Source organism: Amycolatopsis sp. NBC_00355 (assembly GCF_036104975.1).
Classification (GTDB): domain Bacteria; phylum Actinomycetota; class Actinomycetes; order Mycobacteriales; family Pseudonocardiaceae; genus Amycolatopsis.
This window is the reverse complement of record NZ_CP107982.1, coordinates 7,488,428-7,503,515: the sequence shown is the minus strand read 5'-3', so window position 1 is coordinate 7,503,515 and position 15,088 is coordinate 7,488,428. Positions and strand designations below refer to the sequence as shown.

Genomic DNA, 15,088 nt, shown 5'->3' with positions numbered 1-15,088 from the left:
CACTATTCGCCGCGATCCCCCGCGCCACCGCGATCACGCCGGCGGGGCGCACCCTCGGGGAGGAAACCTACCCCGTCGCCGAAGGCGCGCCCCGCCGCCGTACTCAGTCCGGCTGGATCCACGAGACCTGGATGAGCTGCTTACCCGCCTTGCGGGTCAGCATGTTGCCCCGGCCCGGCGGCATCGAGCTGGCCTTGATATTGCCGACGAGCGCGCCTTCGTCCCGCGAACCGTTCATCACCATGCCCGGCGCCGCGATCTCCTTGAGCTTGCCGATGATCGGGTCGTACATCGCCTTGCTCGCACCACCGGTGCGCCGCACGACCACCAGGTGCAGGCCGACGTCCTTGGCCTGGGGCAGGAAGTCGGAGATCTTCCGCAGCGGGTTGTTGGTCGAGGTGGCCACCAGGTCGTAGTCGTCGACCAGGATGAACAGCTCCGGGCCCTTCCACCACGACCGCGTCTTCAGCTGCTCCTGCGTGACGTCCGGCCCCGGCAGGCGGCGCGTCATCGAGTTGAAGACGTCGTTGACCATGCTCTCCAGCTGCGCCGCCGACACCGCGTACCCCAGCAGCGAGTCGCCCTGGACGAAACCGAGCATCGTGCGCCGGTAGTCGACCAGCAGGATCAGCGCTTCCTTCGAGGTGAACCGCTCGGAGATGCCCCGGGCGATCTGCCGCAGCAGGTTCGTCTTGCCCGACTCGCCGTCCGCGAACGCGTAGAAGTGCGGCTCGGCGTTGAAGTCCAGGTAGATCGGCTGCAGGTCCTCTTCGTTGACCCCGATCGGGATCAGCTTCGACTCGCGGGCCGTGTCGAGCTTCAGCACCTCGTCGTAGGTGATCATCTCCGGCAGCAGGCGGACCTGCGGGGCCACCCGGCCACGCCAGGCCGCCTTGATCTTCGCCACCGCGTCGGCCACGCCGGACGCGATGGTCTCCGGGTCGCTCGACCCGTCGATCCGCGGCAGGCCGCCGAGCAGGTGCAGCTTCTCCCGCGTCAGGCCGCGGCCCGGCCGCCCGGTGGGGATGTTGACCGCGACCCGGCGGTCGATGTCCGACTCGGTCGGGTCACCGAGGCGCAGCTCGAACCGGGTGCCGATCATGTCCTTGATCGCCGGGCGGATGTCCGCCCAGCGGTTGGCGGCGATGACGACGTGCACGCCGTAGGACAGACCCTGGGTCGCGATCCGGGTGATCGTGGTCTCGAGCTCTTCGAAGTCGTCACGCAGGGCCCGCCAGCCGTCGACGATGAGGAACGCGTCGCCGAACGGGTCCTGGTCGGGCCGGATCTCGCCGCGGCGCTTGCGGTTGCGGAACTCGGTCATCGAGTCGATGCCCATCGCCCCGAACCGGCCTTCCCGCTCGACGAGCAGGGTGGTCAGCTCGGCCACGATCCGGCGGGCCTTGTCCGGCTCGCGCCGGGCCACGGCCACCCCGCCGACGTGCGGCAGGTCGGCCAGCCCGGCCAGGGTGCCACCACCGAGGTCGAGGCAGTAGAACTGCGCCTCTTCCGGCGTGTGGGTCAGCGCCATCGACATGATCAGGGTGCGGAGCATCGTCGACTTGCCCGACTGCGGGCCGCCGACGATCACGCCGTGGCCGGCCGCACCGGAGAAGTCCGCCCAGAGCGGGTCACGGCGCTGCTCGTACGGCCGGTCGACGATGCCCAGCGGCACCTGCAGCCGGCTGTTGCCGAAGAAGCCGACCGGGGACAGCCCGCGGTCGTCGGTGGGGTTCAGGTTCGGCAGCAGCGTGTCGAGCGAGTTCGGGTCCTTCAGCGGCGGCAGCCACACCTCGTGCGCCGGCGGGCCCTGCCCGATCAGCCGCGAGACGATGACGTCCAGCTCGCTGGGCTCGACCGCCTCCTCGGGCTGCTGCCGCTCTTCGACCTTCGGCGCCGCGTCGAGCAGCTCCGGTTCCGGCTCTTTCGGCAGTTCGACGAAGTCCGGGACGAACAGCTGCGGGCGCTTGTCCGCGCGCACGACCGTCGCCGCCGGGCCCGCGGCCTGGATGCCGGCCGGGCGGTACGGGCCCGAGACGTAGGACGCCTTGAACCGCACCAGCGTGGACGTGTCGAACTTGAGGTACCCGCCACCGGGGACCGACGGCAGCTCGAACGCGTCCGGCACGCCGATCGCGGCGCGGGACTCCGCCGCCGAGAACGTCTTCAGGCCGATCCGGTAGGACAGGTGCGAGTCGAGACCGCGCAGCTTGCCCTCTTCCAGGCGCTGCGAGGCGAGCAGCATGTGCATCTGCAGCGACCGGCCCAGCCGGCCGATCGCGACGAACAGGTCGATGAAGTCCGGCTTCGCCGCGAGCAGTTCGGAGAACTCGTCGCAGACGATGAACAGCGCGGGCAGCGGGTCGAGGTCGGCGCCGTTCTCGCGGGCTTTCTCGTACTCCCAGACGTTCTTGAAGTTACCGCCGTTCTTCAGCGCTTCCTGCCGGCGGTTCATCTCGCCGGCCAGCGCGTCCTTCATGCGGTCGACCAGCGTGACCTCGTCCGCGAGGTTGGTGATGACCGCGGAGACGTGCGGCGCCTTGTCCAGGCCGAGGAAGGTCGCGCCACCCTTGAAGTCGACGAGGACGAAGTTGAGCGTGCTCGACGAGTGCGTGGCCAGCATGCCCAGCACCAGCGTGCGGAGGAACTCCGACTTGCCGGAACCGGTCGCGCCGATGCACAGGCCGTGCGGGCCCATCCCTTCGGCCGCGGCTTCCTTGATGTCGAGCTCGACCGGCTGGCCGTATTCACCGACCCCGAACGGGACGCGGTAGCGGTCGCGGATCGGGCGGGGCCGCCACGCCTGCTGGACGTCGAAGGTCATCGGGTCGCCCGGGATGCCGAGCAGCTCCAGCAGCGACGGGTTGGACAGCAGCGGCTCTTCGTCGCTGACGTCCTGGCCGGCCGCGCCACCGACGCGGTACGGCGAGATGAGCCGCGCGAGCGACTCCGTCTCGACGACGCTGAGGGTGTCCGGGCGGCCGAACCACTCGACGCCGCCGGCGCTGCGCGCACCGAGCCTGTCGGCCTCCACGACCAGCCGGAGGCCACGGCGGGCGGCGAGATTGCCGATCGAGTCGGACAGGTCGATCAGCGTGACGCCGACCAGGCCCTCCTCGAGGATGATCTGCTCTTCGCGGGTCACCTCGGCGTCGTCGACGATGATCACGACGTGCGGCTGGTCCGGCGCCGGCGTGGCGTTGCGGGAGAACCGCTGGCGGTCACGCAGTTCTTCGTCGAGCCAGTTCTCGATCTGGGCCAGCGAGCCGGCCATCATGCGGAGCTGGCCGATGCCGTCCGACATCGTCGGGTGCTGGGCGTGCGGCAGCCACTTCGCCCACTCCCACTCCTCCTTCGCGCGACCGGCGGTGGCGACCGCGATCAGCACGTCGTCGGGGCTGTGGAAGGTGACCATCTGCGCGAGCATCGCGCGGGTCAGGCCGCGGGTCAGCGCCCGGTCGCCCTGCATGCTCACCGCGGCGAACCCGCGCAACGTGATCTGGGTGGGCAGGTCCGGCACGATCGAGTGCGCGCGCACGAACCGGCGCAGCGCGAGGGTGGCGATCGGCTCCAGCTCGTCGACCGGCCCGGTCTGCGGCGGGACCAGCCGCGTCGCGAGGCGGTGCGAGCTGCGCCCGACGCGCAGGTGCAGGAAGTCCTGGTCGTTCTGGCGGCGTTCCCACATCCGGCGGCTGGCCGCCAGCGACCAGAGGGACTGCGGGTCCGGGTGCACCCACTCGAGCGCGGCCCGCTGGTCGACCATCGCCTCGCGGGCGCGATCGCGCATCTGGCCCAGGTAACGGAGGTAGTCCTTGCGGTCCTCGTCCATCTCGGCGCGCTTGGCGCCACCGCCCTTGCCGCCACCGCCGGCCATCATCCCGAGCGTGCCGACGACCATCATGCCGCCCATGGCCATCATCATCGGGTTCCGGTTGCTGGCCTGGAACATGAAGACCATCATCCCGAGCGACGCGACGATCATCACGATCGGCAGCGCCTTCATGACGATGTTGCCGGGGATGACGCGGGGGACCTCGGGCGGCGGCTCGAGGTGCACCTCACCACCCGGCGGGCGCGGTGCCGCCAGCCGCGGCGACTTCTTGAACTGCAGCGTGCTCATCGAAGGACCCCTCTTCAAACTCGACGATGGCGGCCACCGTTTAGTGCGCAAGGTGCGCGGAACAACCTATCGAACGTCGCGGAGGAATTCCGGCGGATGCCGCAACCGCCTCGGTGACCCACGTCGGGCGTCCCTGCCCTCGTCCGGCGAGTGTACGGCCCACGACCGGCAGTGATCCCGCGGTGCGCGTCCTGACCTGCGGCGGGCAGTGAATTTCGGACGTTCGATGATGTCGGCACCCGGGTCCGGTATAAGTTCCCCGGGAGCAGTACCAACCGAGCGGGGGCAGTTCAGTGGCTACGGGCACGACAGTTTTCAGCAGGGTGACGGTGGTGGCGCCCTCCACCCGGATCGACGTGGCGCTGCCCGCCGACGTCGCGGTGGCCGATCTCCTCCCGATGCTGCTCGACATGGCCAAGGAGGCGTCGCCCGACGGCGGTGCCCGCCACGGCGGCTGGGCGCTGGCGAAGCTCGGCGACGCCCCGCTCGACCCCAGCCGCACGCTCGCCTCGCTCGGCATCGTCGACGGTGAGCTGTTGCAGCTGCGCAAGCGCAACGAAAACCCGCCGCCGCCGCTGTACGACGACGTCGTCGACGCGATCGCCGAATCCTCCCCCGACAGCTTCCGGCCGTGGACCAAGGAAACCGCCCACCGCTTCGGGCACGTCGCGGGCGGGCTGGCGCTGGTCGTCGCGGCCGTCGCACTGTTCTTCAGCGGGTCGTTCTACGGCGGCAGCGCGCTCGGCGCGGCCATCGCCGGAGGTATCGGCGCGATCGCGTGCGTCGCGATCGGCGCGACACTCGCGAAGGCCTACCAGGCCGAGTCGACCGGCGTGCTCGTCGCCGCGGCGGGCGGCCTGCCGCTGGCCTTCGTCAGCGGCTTCTACATCGTGCCGGGGCTGTCCCTGCGGGCGAACCTGCTGCTCGGCGCGGTCCTCGTGATCATCGTCGCCTCGGTCTGCATCATGGTCATCGGCGCCGGCATCACGACGTTCATCGCCGCCGCGACCGCGGGCACCTTCGGGGCGCTGGCGTTCCTGTTCGGCACGCTCATCGCGCACCCGGCGGCCGGCATCGCGGCGGGCACCATCGCCGTCGCCCTCGCCTGCATCTCGATCCTGCCGCGCGCCACGATCTGGCTCGCGAAGCTGCCGCTGCCGCACGTCCCGGGCAGCGCGGAGGAGCTCAAGGAAGACTCCGGCTTCCCCGACTACCGGGCGATCGAGCGCCGCACGGCGATCGCGCACAACTACATGACCGGCCTGATGATCGGCTGCGGCGCCACGGTCGCGGTGGCCGCGGTCATCGCCTCCTCCGCGCCCGGCGTCTTCGGCATCATCCTCGGTGTCGTCGCGACGCTCGTGCTGCTGCTGCGCGCCCGCGCCTACGCGAACGGCAGCCAGGCCATCGCCCTGCTCACCACGGGCATGGTCTCGGCGACCGGCATCGCGATCGGCTGGCTGACGACGTCGAGCCCGCAGAACCGCCTGCTCATCGTCTTCGGGGTGCTGATCCTGCTGGCCGCGGGCGCGCTCGTGGTCGGCGTGATCTTCCCGAACCAGCGCTTCTCCCCGCCGCTGCGGCGCACGGTGGAGATCATCGAGGCGCTCTGCATCGCGTCGGTGCTCCCGCTCGCCCTGGGTGTGATGGACCTCTACACCACCCTGCGGCACCTGAACTTCAAGTGACCGGATCAGGTGAACCTCGGATGGCAGTAGGACGCCGCTTCGGCGCGACCCGGCGAACGACCACGGCGTTGCTGGCGGGCACCATCGGCGTACTCGCGCCGCTGAGCGTCGCGCTGCCGGTGTGGGCGCAGACGGCCCCGGCGGACGGCTACTACGCGACCCCGCCACCGGTGGACGACAGCAAGCTGATCCCGGACGAGCGCAAGCCGGACAAGACGTACAAGCAGTCGAAGGGCTGCGTCCAGCGCGCTGTCCTCGGCCAGAACATCGTGCTCAAGAACCGGCCCTGGGGCCAGGAGTACCTGCAGATCGCCAAGGCGCAGGACATCGTCAAGGCGGCCACCGGCAGTGCCGGAGGCGGGATCAGGGTCGCGGTGATCGACACCGGCGTGACCCCCCACCCGTGGCTCAAGGACCGGCTGGTGTCGGGCGGCGAATACGTCTCGACGCCGAAGAACGCCGCGCCGGGCCTCGAGGACTGCGACGGGCACGGCACGGAGGTCGCCGGGATCATCGCGGGCAAGCCGGACGACCCGGAGGTCGGGTTCGTCGGTGTCGCCCCGGACTCGACGATCGTTTCCTACCGCCAGCTGAGCGAGAACTACGAGCCCGACACGACTCCCCCCTCGTCGTCGTCGCCGCCGGCCAGCAGCAGCGGCACCCCGTCGTCGAGCACGAACCCGCCGGCCGGCTCCGAAAGCTCGCTGCCCCCGAGCGGTGGCGGCGGCGGCAGTGAGGGCGACGAGACCTCGCCCGGGCAGACCAACAGCGGCCGCCAGCTGGAGAAGGCCGGCACCGCGGGCACGCTCAAGACGCTGGCCGAGATCATCCACGGCATCGCCCAGCGGCACGAAGCCAGTGTCATCAACATGTCGGTCGACAACTGCCGCACCGCGACGGGGTCGATCACCGAGGGCGAGCAGCAGGTTCAGGCAGCCGTGCACTTCGCGGCGTCGCAGAACATCGTCGTCATCGCCGCCGCGGGCAACGCGACGGACACCTGCCCGCAGAACGACCAGCCGGACTCGCGGAAGCCGAAGACGATCGTCACACCGCCGTGGTTCGCCGATGACGTGCTCTCCGTGGGGGCGATCGACAGCACGGGCAGCGTGGCGCCGTTCAGCGTGCACGGCCCGTGGGTGGGCGTCGCGGCCCCCGGGACGCAGATCATCTCGCTGGACCCCGCCGAGGGTTCGGCGGGACTGGCGAACCTGACGTTCGAAAGCGGCGACAAGGCCAGCGAAATCCAAGGCACGAGTTTCGCGGCGCCCTATGTCGCAGGCCTCGCGGCCCTGGTCCGGGCGAAGTACCCCAACCTGGACGCCAAGCAGGTCGTCAACCGGATCAAGGAAACCGCCCAGCACCCGGCCGCCCCGGGCGGGCGCGACACCTTCGTCGGCGCCGGCGTGATCGACCCGGTGGCGGCCCTGACGCAGAGCCTGCCGTCGGAGGTCGGGGTCGTGGCCTCGGACCCCGGACCGCAGATGGCCCAGCTCCCGCCGGCCGACGACCGCAGCTCGACCCCGATGATCGTGGCCCTGGCCGGCACCGGCGGCGGCCTGGTGGCCCTGCTGATCACGCTGTTCGTGATGCGCACGATCCGCCGCAACCGCCCGGAGACCACGGGCTCGGCCCGCTGACCGCGGGCGCTACTTCGCGGGCGGCGCCGGAGGCTTGGGCTTCGGCGCCGTCTCGTCTTCGCCGATCACCGGCGGGGCGACCAGGTCCGGCTCGCCGAGCAGTTCCGACGACTTGATCATCGGCCGGTTCTTCGACGGACGGCGGGCCTGGCCGCCGCCACCACCGAAGCCGCCGATGCCCATCATCGGCATCATCGGCATGCCCGACGCGCTGTGGTCCGCGGTGCTTTCCACCGGCGGCGCGACCGGCGCCTGCTGGGTGGCCGCGTCCGCGGGCTGACCGGAGTCGGTGTGCTTGCCCTCTTCCGCCGCGGCCGCCGTCATGACTTCGCCGGAACCCGGGTCCGAAGCCGGGTCCGAGCCCGTCGAAGCCGTCGAAGAAGCAGCCGCCGCGCCGGATTCCGTGTCCTGCAACCGGAACCGGTCCTGCGGGTACCGGTGGTTGATCTCGACACTCCGGGTGGTCACGTCGGGGTCGTCGACGCCCTCGCACAGCCGGTCGAACGCCTCCAGGACGTCGCGTGCGGTCTCGTACAGCGCCTTCGCCGAGTCCTGCGTCTCCCGCAGTTGCGTCCGCGCCCGCCGGGTGCCGCCGCTCGGGAGGGTCATCGACTCCGACACCAGTTCCGCCGCGTCCACCAGGACTTCGACGAGGTCGACGACGACGTGGCGCAAGGTCGTCACCAGGTCGTCGAGGGCGCCGGCGAGGACGGTGAGCGCCTCCTGGAGGTCGCCGCCCGCCGCGCCGATCTCGCGGATGTACGCGACGAACGCGTCCGCGTCACGACCTTCCCAGCCGCCGTCCAGCCGGCCGAGCTGGTCGTCGAGCCGTGCGGACACCGCGGCCGCCGCGGCGGCCGCCTGACGCAGCCGGCCGGCTTCGGCGGCGAGGTCGCCCCAGCGGCCGATCAGCGGGCGGAAGTACGTCTCGACAGGGTCGATCAGCCCCAGCTGCCCCGAAAGGTCCGTGAGGTACGACAGGTACGGCTCGGCCGTCGCGGCGATCTCGTCGCCTTCCGCGGCCGGCCCGAAGGTGACGGCGGGAGCCGCCGGTACGGCGGCGGTCCGCTTGGCCAGGGGGTGCGGGATGGAAGCGGTGGACGCTTCCGGTTCGGCGAACATCATCCGAGCCTCCCGGCACGCTTGATCAGCTCCGCGGCCTCGGCGTCCTGCCCGCTGTGGCGGACCGTGACGTGCCGCAGGGCGTCCGCGGCCGACCGCAGCGCCTCGGCGCCGTCGGCCAGTTGCTGCCGCAACGCCCCGGCCGCGCGGCCGTACGACGCACCGAGGCCGATCCGCGCCCCCAGAGCGCCGTAGGACTCGTCGGAGACGCCTTCGCCGCCGACGTCGGCCGCCGCCGAATCCAGCTCGGCAGCGGCCTCCTCGGCCGTCTTGGCGTACTCGGCGACGACCACGCCGTCCATCCTCAAGCCGGCCACGGCACCTCCGCTCGCGAGAAGACCATCCGAGCGTGTGACGCGCAGAGAAGCCCGATGGTTCCGCTCAGCTGCCCGGTTGCGGGCCGGGCGTCGGGAACGAGCCGGCGTTCGGGTCGATCGGCACGGAGTCGAACTCCCGCAGGACGTCCTGCGTGTTGAGGGAAGCACCGGTCGGCAGCAGGCCGATGATCGACTCCGGCGCCGGCTGCCGGTTGTTCAGGCCGATCGCGTCCGCGGTCGCGGCGTCCGGGACGCTGTAGCGGATGCCGCGGTCGGAGATCAGCTGGATCGAGCCCTTGCCGAAGCTCGCCTGGCCGGTGGCGGACTGGACGACCGCGCCGAACCCGGGCTGCAGGTAGAACCCGTTGACCGGCACGCGGTTCGGGCCGGGCGTGGTGACCTTGATGGTGCTGAACTTGTCGCCGTGGCTGTTCTGGCCCGGCAGCTGCGTGTCGATGTAGACCGAGGTGTGGGCGTCGCGGTTGTTGCCGTCGCCGACCACCGACCAGCCGAGGCACGAGACCGCCGAGTTCTTCGTCGCGTCGAGGATGGTCGGGACCGTGCGCGGGAAGTCGTCGACCTTGATGTAGTCCGGGTCGGTGGGCTGCAGGACGCGGACGCCGGACAGCTTGTCGAGGCCGAGGACCTGGATCCTGCTCGCGCTGCCGTGCTTCGCGACGCGGATGACGTCGGCGACCGCGTTCGACACCTGCTGGATACCGCCCGTGGTGATGGCCCAGTACTGCGGCTGGGCCCCGGTCGGCTGCGTGGAGAAGACGTCGCCCGCGGTCAGGCCGTCGAAGTCGGCCGGCGCGTTGCCGTCCGCGATCACCGGCGGGGTCAGGCGCGCGACCTCGGGGATGGCGTTCAGCAGCCCCTGCGTGATCTTCCGCGGTTTCTGGTTCAGCTGCAGGGCCGTCGAGACGGCGTTGTGCGAGTCGCTGGTGTCGATCTCGGCGCGGACGGTGTTGGCGTTCGGGCGGTTCTGCGTGCTCGGCAGGCGGTAGATCAGGTAGGTCTTGCCGTTGTCCGCCGCGGCGAGCAGCGCGTCCTTCTCGCCCAGCTCGGTGCCGAGGGCGCTCGGCGCGATTCCGCCGAAGACGTAGGTGTTGGTCTTGTTCACGCTGTCGGGCTGCGGCAGCGAAGGATCGAGCTGAACCTGGTCGCAGACGGCCCAATTCGCGGAAGTCCGCTGCGAATCCCCCGGAATCAGTTGCGGGCCGTCGGGAATTCCGGTCAGTTTTCCGCGCGGGATGTTCTTCAGCTGTTCATCCGAAACGACCGTGGGATTCTTCACAGCGGCCGGCGCCGCGGGCGCCGCCGGTGCCGCGGCGGTGTTGCCACCGGCCGCGCCGGACGACTGCTTCTGCTGCGCGAGCAGCAGAAGCCGCGCAGACGCGAGGTTGAAGGTCGGGACGAGCGTCTTCGGGTTCCCCATCACGACGTAGACCGTGCCGGACTGCTCGCCGATCACGATGCCGCCGGACTCGGGCACCGACGGCGCCGGGCTGAGCAGCCCCCAGACGACGAACACGATGGCGCCGAGAGCACCGAGCACAACACCGACGATCGTGGCCCTCGTGTGGGTGCGCATCGGGTCGTGCAACATCACGGCGTCGCGCCGGACCAGTGCCGACTGCATCCGGCGCAGGACGAACTTGTACGCCTGAACCTGAGACTTAGTCGTGGGTGTTGATGGCATTCTCGACCTACAGCTCTCCCCGTCGCGGTACGGTTCCGCAGGATAGCCGTACGGGGACCGTCTGGTGTGGGGTTTCTACCAACCCAAGCTAGTGTCGGACTCCCCGGGACCCGGCTTCCGGGTACGCAGCAAGCACGAGGGGAAGAGAAAGCGCGGATGTCCGTCACCAACCCTCCACGTCCGCCTGGCCCACCCGGGCCCCCGCCGCCCGGCCGTCAGCCGGGCCCGCCGCCGCGCCCGGGCAGACCGACCGGCCCCAACGTCCTTCCCGGCGGCCCCGGCGGCGTGCCGGGCGGCCCTGGCGGTGTGCCGGGCGGACCCGGTGGCGGCCCTGGCGGACCCGGTGGTCCTGGTGGACCCCAGGGGCCCGGTGGCGGCCCCGGCGGACCCCCGCGTGGCCCCGGCGGCCCCGGTCCCGGCCCTGGTGGCCCCGGCGGACCGGGTCGCCCCGGTCCCGGCGGCCCGGGTGGACCCGGCGGCCCTGGCGGACCGGGAGGTCCCGGCGGCCCGGGTGGACCTGGCGGACCCGGCGGTCCCGGCGGCCCGCAGGGGCCCGGTTCCGGAGACTCCGGCGGCGCGCCCACTCCCCCGGCCGGCGCGACCCGGATGGCCCCGCCGGCGCGGCGCCGTTCTTCGGGCGTGAACCTCGGCCCGCTCCCCGTGGCGAACCTCGTCGTGCTCGAGGTCGGCCTCGCGGTCGGGCTGGTGCTGCTCGCCATCGACATGTCGTTGAAGTACGTGGGGATCGGCATCCTCGCGTTCGCGTTGATCGTCGCGCTGCTGCGCTGGCGCGGCCGCTGGTTCACCCAGTGGGTCGGCCTGACGATGCGGTACTCCTTCCGGTCCCACGACCGCGTCGCCGAGCCGCTGCCGCCGAGCACCGTCGAGGCGATGGCCGCCGAGGAGACCGCGGTCACCGGCGCGGACGACGCCCGCGTGAACCTGCTCCGCATCGCCGTCCCGGACCTCGTCGTCGCGCACGGCGTCGACCACGAGCGCCAGCAGGTCGGGCTCGCCTGGCACGACGGCACCTGGACGGCCGTGCTGCTCGTCGAACCCACCCCGGCGATGATCACCCAGGCCGGTGACGCGCCGAGCCTGCCGCTCGCGGCGCTCGCCCCGTGCCTGGAGGACCGCGGAGTGGTCCTCGACTCCATCCAGATGATCTGGCACTGCTACCCGGGCAGCGCGGCGCTGCCGTCGGACTCGCCGGCGCTGAGCTCCTACATGGAGGTGCTCGGCCCGCTGCCCGCGGCGGCGCGGCGGACGACGTGGGTCGCGATCCGGCTGGACCCGAAGCGCTGCCCGGCGGCGATCCGGGAGCGCGGCGGCGGCGTCGTCGGCGCCCACCGCGCGCTGATCGGCGCGCTTTCCCGCGTGCGCAACGCCCTGGAGTCCCAGGGAGTGCCGACCCGGCCGCTCGACCCGGACGAGCTGCTGCGCTCGAGCATCTCCGCCGCGGAGCTGACGTCGGTCGCCGGTTCGCCGGACAAGGTGACGTTGCAGGAGCGGTGGTCCGGCGTGACCGCGGCCGGCATCGGCCACGCGAGCTACGCGATCACCGGCTGGCCGAAGGGCAAGATCACCGGCAGCCTGAACGCGCTGACGAGCGTCCGCGCGCTTTCGGCGTCGGTCGCGATGTCCATCTCGCCGGCCTCGGACGAGGGCAAGATCGGCCTGCGCGGCGTGGTCCGGCTGAGCGCGCGCAACCCGCGTGAGCTCGACGCCGCCGACCAGCGGCTGCACGGCCTGTCCGAGCGGCTGGGCGTGGATCTGACGCCGCTGCGGGGGCTGCAGGTCTCCGCGCTCGCCGCGACGTTGCCGATCGGAGGCACAGCATGACGTCCCGTCTCCGCGACGCCGGGCAGAACACCGGTGTGGCGCCGGAGTTCACGGTGGACCCCGCGATGCTCGACGCGATCAGCCCCTCGGGCGACCGCGGCGGCATCGTGCTCGGCTCGGGCCTCAAGGGCGAGCCGCTGACGATCTCGGCGCTGCGCTCGACGCCGACCCGCATCGTGCTGGTGGGCGGGCTGTACCTGGCCCGCCAGGTGGCGATGCGCGCGATGGCGGTCGGCGCGTGGGTCGTGGTGGCCACCGGCCGCCCGACCGAGTGGCAGGTGCTCTCCCGCGCGGCCGGCAGCCGCGACGGCCGGCCGTCCCCGCTGGTCCAGATCCGCCGGCTGTCCCCGATCGAGCTGCCCCGCCCGTCGGAGGACGCCCCGCTGCTGGTGGTCACCGACGGCGGCCCGACCCCGCAGGACCTGTTCCCGCCGAGGTCACCGTGGCAGACGACGATCTACGTCCTGCCGTACCTGCACCCCCAGGCGGGCGCGACGGCGAACGCGGCGGACCTGGTCCTGATGCAGCGCCTCCCGGCGGGCCAGGCCGAGCTGGCGGCCCGCATCTGGCGCCTGCCGCCGCAGATGATGCGCCAGCTGACGACGTTGAAGGACGACCAGGTGGTGGCCCTGGGCCGCAACCTGTGGCGCCCGCTGCGCCTGGTGACGACGGGCAAGGAGCAGCAACTGCTGGGCCCCGTCCGCCGCGGCGACTGAAGTTCGCCGCTCCTGACAAGCGAAAGCGGGTGGTTCCCTCGGGAGCCACCCGCTTTCGTTGTTCAAGAGAGCCCGGGGATCGGCGGCCAGAACGGCGCACGCGTGGCTCGCAACCGCTGCCCGAGAGCCGCGACCGCATCGCTTCGGCCGACGCAATCTTCGGATTCGACTTCCGCGAATGCCTCGCTGACTTCCGCCTCGGTCAACCGAACGCTGGGCAAGAGCCGCAAAAACTCTTCGTTCATGAGCTGGCTACTCCTCTCGAAGTGAAGGAGGGATCTCCTCACTTCTTGAACCGGGCTCGATGCGAGTCCGGCAGGAGCAGCTCAGATCTGCGGCGAGGTGCGGACGTTGCGGGTCTGCTCGGCGCGGGCGGCGAGTTCGGTGTCCGGCGGGTAGTCGACCGCGGTGAGGGTCAGGCCGTGGGCCGGGGCCACCGCGCTGTCGCGGACGCCGCTCGCCAGGACCTCGCCCGGCCAGCCACGTCCGCGGCGGCCGTCGCCCACCAGCAGCAACGCTCCGACCAGGCTGCGGACCATCGAGTGGCAGAACGCGTCCGCGGAGACCTCGACCTCCAGCAGGTGCTCGTCCACCCGGCGCCAGACCAGGCGTTGCAGCTCGCGGATCGTCGTGCCCGTGTCGCGCTGCTTGCAGTACGCCGCGAAGTCCTGCAGGCCCAGCAACGACGCCGCGGCGGTGTTCATCGCGTCCGTCGACAGTGGACGGTTCCAGGCCAGCGTGTCGTTGCGGCGCAACGGGTCCACGCCCCACGGGGCGTCCGAGACGCGGTAGCGGTAGTGGCGGCGGATCGCCGAGAACCGCGCGTCGAAACCCGGCGCCGCAAGCCGGGCGCCCAGGACCCGCACGTCGCCCGGCAGGAGGCGGTTCCAGCGGCCGGCCATGCGGGTCAGGTCCGGGATGCCCTCGGCGGAGACCGGGACCCGGCCCGAAGACGCGGGATCGAGCGGGACGACGTCGACGTGCACCACCTGGCCGGACGCGTGCACTCCGGCGTCCGTGCGGCCCGCCACGACGACCGGCTTCGGCACCGAGGCACCCGGCGGCTGGCGCTGCAGGGCCTCCTCCAGCACCCCCTGGACCGTGCGGCGGCCCGGCTGGCGGGCCCAGCCCGAGAAGTCCGTGCCGTCGTAGGAGATGTCCAGGCGCAGACGAACGAGCCCGCCGTCCCCAGCGGGGATGGCGGGCTCGTCCGGAACGGCTTCCGTCGTCAGGACTCGTCGTCCTGCTGCGACGGCGGCAGCGAGAAGCCCGCGGCTTCCGCGGCCTCGGCGGTGGCGAACCACACCTCGGCCTTGGTCTGCTCGTAGTACGGGCTTTCCTCGGTGTGGTAGTACTTCGACTCGTCGTTGCCCTTGATCGGGAAGCCCTCGGGCTGCGTCCCGTCCTCGAGCGGCGCGTGGCTGCCCTCACCGTAAGGAGCCTCCGAAGCGGCTTCCTCAGCGGCCTCGACAGGCGCAGCTTCCACTGCCGGCTTCTCGTCCTTGGCGAACTTGGTCTTGCGCGCGCGCTCGGCCTCGCTCGTCACGGTCTTCTCGTTCACCAGCTCGATGACGGCCATCTTGGCGTTGTCGCCCTTGCGGGCCATCGTCTTGGTGATCCGGGTGTAACCACCGGGACGCTCCGCGAAGTGCGGACCGATCTCGGCGAACAGCTTGTGGACGACGTCCTTGTCACGGACGACGCGCTGCACCTGACGACGGTTGTGCAGGTCGCCCCGCTTCGCCTTCGTGATCAGCTTCTCGGCCAGCGGACGGACCCGCTTCGCCTTCGCCTCGGTCGTCGTGATCTTGCCGTGCTCGAACAGCTGCGTGGCCAAGTTGGCCAGGATCAGCCGCTCGTGCGCGGCTGATCCGCCGAGCCGGGCTCCCTTGGTAGGGGTGGGCATTGGTTCTCCTACTAGTTCAGCTCGCAGCGTCCAGG

At 71.5% G+C, this 15,088-nt stretch carries 11 protein-coding genes; 4 read left to right on the top strand and 7 right to left on the bottom strand.

The window, feature by feature from the left end; genetic code table 11:
• Positions 1–103 precede the first annotated feature (103 nt).
• Positions 104–4,120 carry a type VII secretion protein EccCa gene (eccCa, locus tag OHS18_RS34495; RefSeq protein ID WP_328445474.1) on the bottom strand — a complete coding sequence of 1,339 codons (4,017 nt, stop codon included), beginning with the start codon at positions 4,118–4,120 and terminating at the stop codon, positions 104–106.
• Between the two features lie 323 nt (positions 4,121–4,443).
• On the opposite strand from eccCa, the gene eccD reads away from it, so the two are divergent.
• Both eccD and OHS18_RS34485 read left to right on the top strand, forming a co-directional pair.
• Positions 4,444–5,808 carry a type VII secretion integral membrane protein EccD gene (eccD, locus tag OHS18_RS34490; RefSeq protein ID WP_328445476.1) on the top strand — a complete coding sequence of 455 codons (1,365 nt, stop codon included), beginning with the start codon at positions 4,444–4,446 and terminating at the stop codon, positions 5,806–5,808.
• 20 nt (positions 5,809–5,828) lie between these two features.
• A complete protein-coding gene (locus tag OHS18_RS34485) occupies positions 5,829–7,448 on the top strand; it encodes a S8 family serine peptidase (protein WP_328613617.1) in 1,620 nt (539 codons plus the stop codon).
• Between the two features lie 9 nt (positions 7,449–7,457).
• Here the strand turns inward: OHS18_RS34485 and OHS18_RS34480 are convergent, their stop codons facing one another.
• From OHS18_RS34480 to eccB, 3 genes are all read right to left on the bottom strand, one after another.
• The gene (locus tag OHS18_RS34480) at positions 7,458–8,570 is read right to left on the bottom strand and encodes a WXG100 family type VII secretion target (protein WP_328618626.1); all 1,113 of its coding nucleotides are present in this window, start codon (positions 8,568–8,570) and stop codon (positions 7,458–7,460) included.
• Positions 8,570–8,887: a hypothetical protein gene (locus OHS18_RS34475; RefSeq protein ID WP_328613616.1), complete on the bottom strand. Its 318-nt coding sequence runs from the start codon at positions 8,885–8,887 to the stop codon at positions 8,570–8,572. The genes OHS18_RS34480 and OHS18_RS34475 overlap by 1 nt, the downstream gene beginning before the upstream one ends.
• 64 nt (positions 8,888–8,951) lie before the next feature.
• Positions 8,952–10,589 carry a type VII secretion protein EccB gene (gene eccB, locus OHS18_RS34470; RefSeq protein ID WP_328445481.1) on the bottom strand — a complete coding sequence of 546 codons (1,638 nt, stop codon included), beginning with the start codon at positions 10,587–10,589 and terminating at the stop codon, positions 8,952–8,954.
• A 606-nt stretch (positions 10,590–11,195) separates the two neighbouring features.
• On the opposite strand from eccB, the gene eccE reads away from it, so the two are divergent.
• Entirely contained in the window at positions 11,196–12,431 is a 1,236-nt protein-coding gene (eccE, locus tag OHS18_RS34465; RefSeq protein WP_328613615.1) for a type VII secretion protein EccE, read from the top strand.
• Positions 12,428–13,147, top strand: coding sequence for a hypothetical protein (locus OHS18_RS34460; protein ID WP_328445485.1), 720 nt, complete (start codon positions 12,428–12,430; stop codon positions 13,145–13,147). The genes eccE and OHS18_RS34460 overlap by 4 nt, the downstream gene beginning before the upstream one ends.
• 62 nt (positions 13,148–13,209) lie before the next feature.
• Here OHS18_RS34460 and OHS18_RS34455 read toward each other — a convergent pair whose 3' ends face one another.
• The 3 genes from OHS18_RS34455 to rplQ form a co-directional block, all read right to left on the bottom strand.
• Positions 13,210–13,392, bottom strand: coding sequence for a hypothetical protein (locus OHS18_RS34455; protein ID WP_328613614.1), 183 nt, complete (start codon positions 13,390–13,392; stop codon positions 13,210–13,212).
• 81 nt (positions 13,393–13,473) lie between these two features.
• Complete coding sequence (gene truA, locus OHS18_RS34450; protein WP_328618625.1) at positions 13,474–14,310, bottom strand: tRNA pseudouridine(38-40) synthase TruA; 837 nt, start codon at positions 14,308–14,310, stop codon at positions 13,474–13,476.
• A 65-nt stretch (positions 14,311–14,375) separates the two neighbouring features.
• Complete coding sequence (gene rplQ / locus OHS18_RS34445) at positions 14,376–15,053, bottom strand: 50S ribosomal protein L17, sunset domain variant (RefSeq protein WP_442874313.1); 678 nt, start codon at positions 15,051–15,053, stop codon at positions 14,376–14,378.
• Positions 15,054–15,088: the final 35 nt, after the last annotated feature.

Excerpts from the sequence above, each read along its gene's own strand:
- eccCa (WP_328445474.1), bottom strand. The coding sequence starts at position 4,120 with ATGAGCACGCTGCAGTTCAAGAAGTCGCCGCGGCTGGCGGCACCGCGC.
- OHS18_RS34485 (WP_328613617.1), top strand. The coding sequence starts at position 5,829 with ATGGCAGTAGGACGCCGCTTCGGCGCGACCCGGCGAACGACCACGGCG.
- OHS18_RS34480 (WP_328618626.1), bottom strand. The coding sequence starts at position 8,570 with ATGTTCGCCGAACCGGAAGCGTCCACCGCTTCCATCCCGCACCCCCTG.
- eccB (WP_328445481.1), bottom strand. The coding sequence starts at position 10,589 with ATGCCATCAACACCCACGACTAAGTCTCAGGTTCAGGCGTACAAGTTC.
- eccE (WP_328613615.1), top strand. The coding sequence starts at position 11,196 with ATGGCCCCGCCGGCGCGGCGCCGTTCTTCGGGCGTGAACCTCGGCCCG.
- OHS18_RS34460 (WP_328445485.1), top strand. The coding sequence starts at position 12,428 with ATGACGTCCCGTCTCCGCGACGCCGGGCAGAACACCGGTGTGGCGCCG.
- OHS18_RS34455 (WP_328613614.1), bottom strand. The coding sequence starts at position 13,392 with ATGAACGAAGAGTTTTTGCGGCTCTTGCCCAGCGTTCGGTTGACCGAG.
- rplQ (WP_442874313.1), bottom strand. The coding sequence starts at position 15,053 with ATGCCCACCCCTACCAAGGGAGCCCGGCTCGGCGGATCAGCCGCGCAC.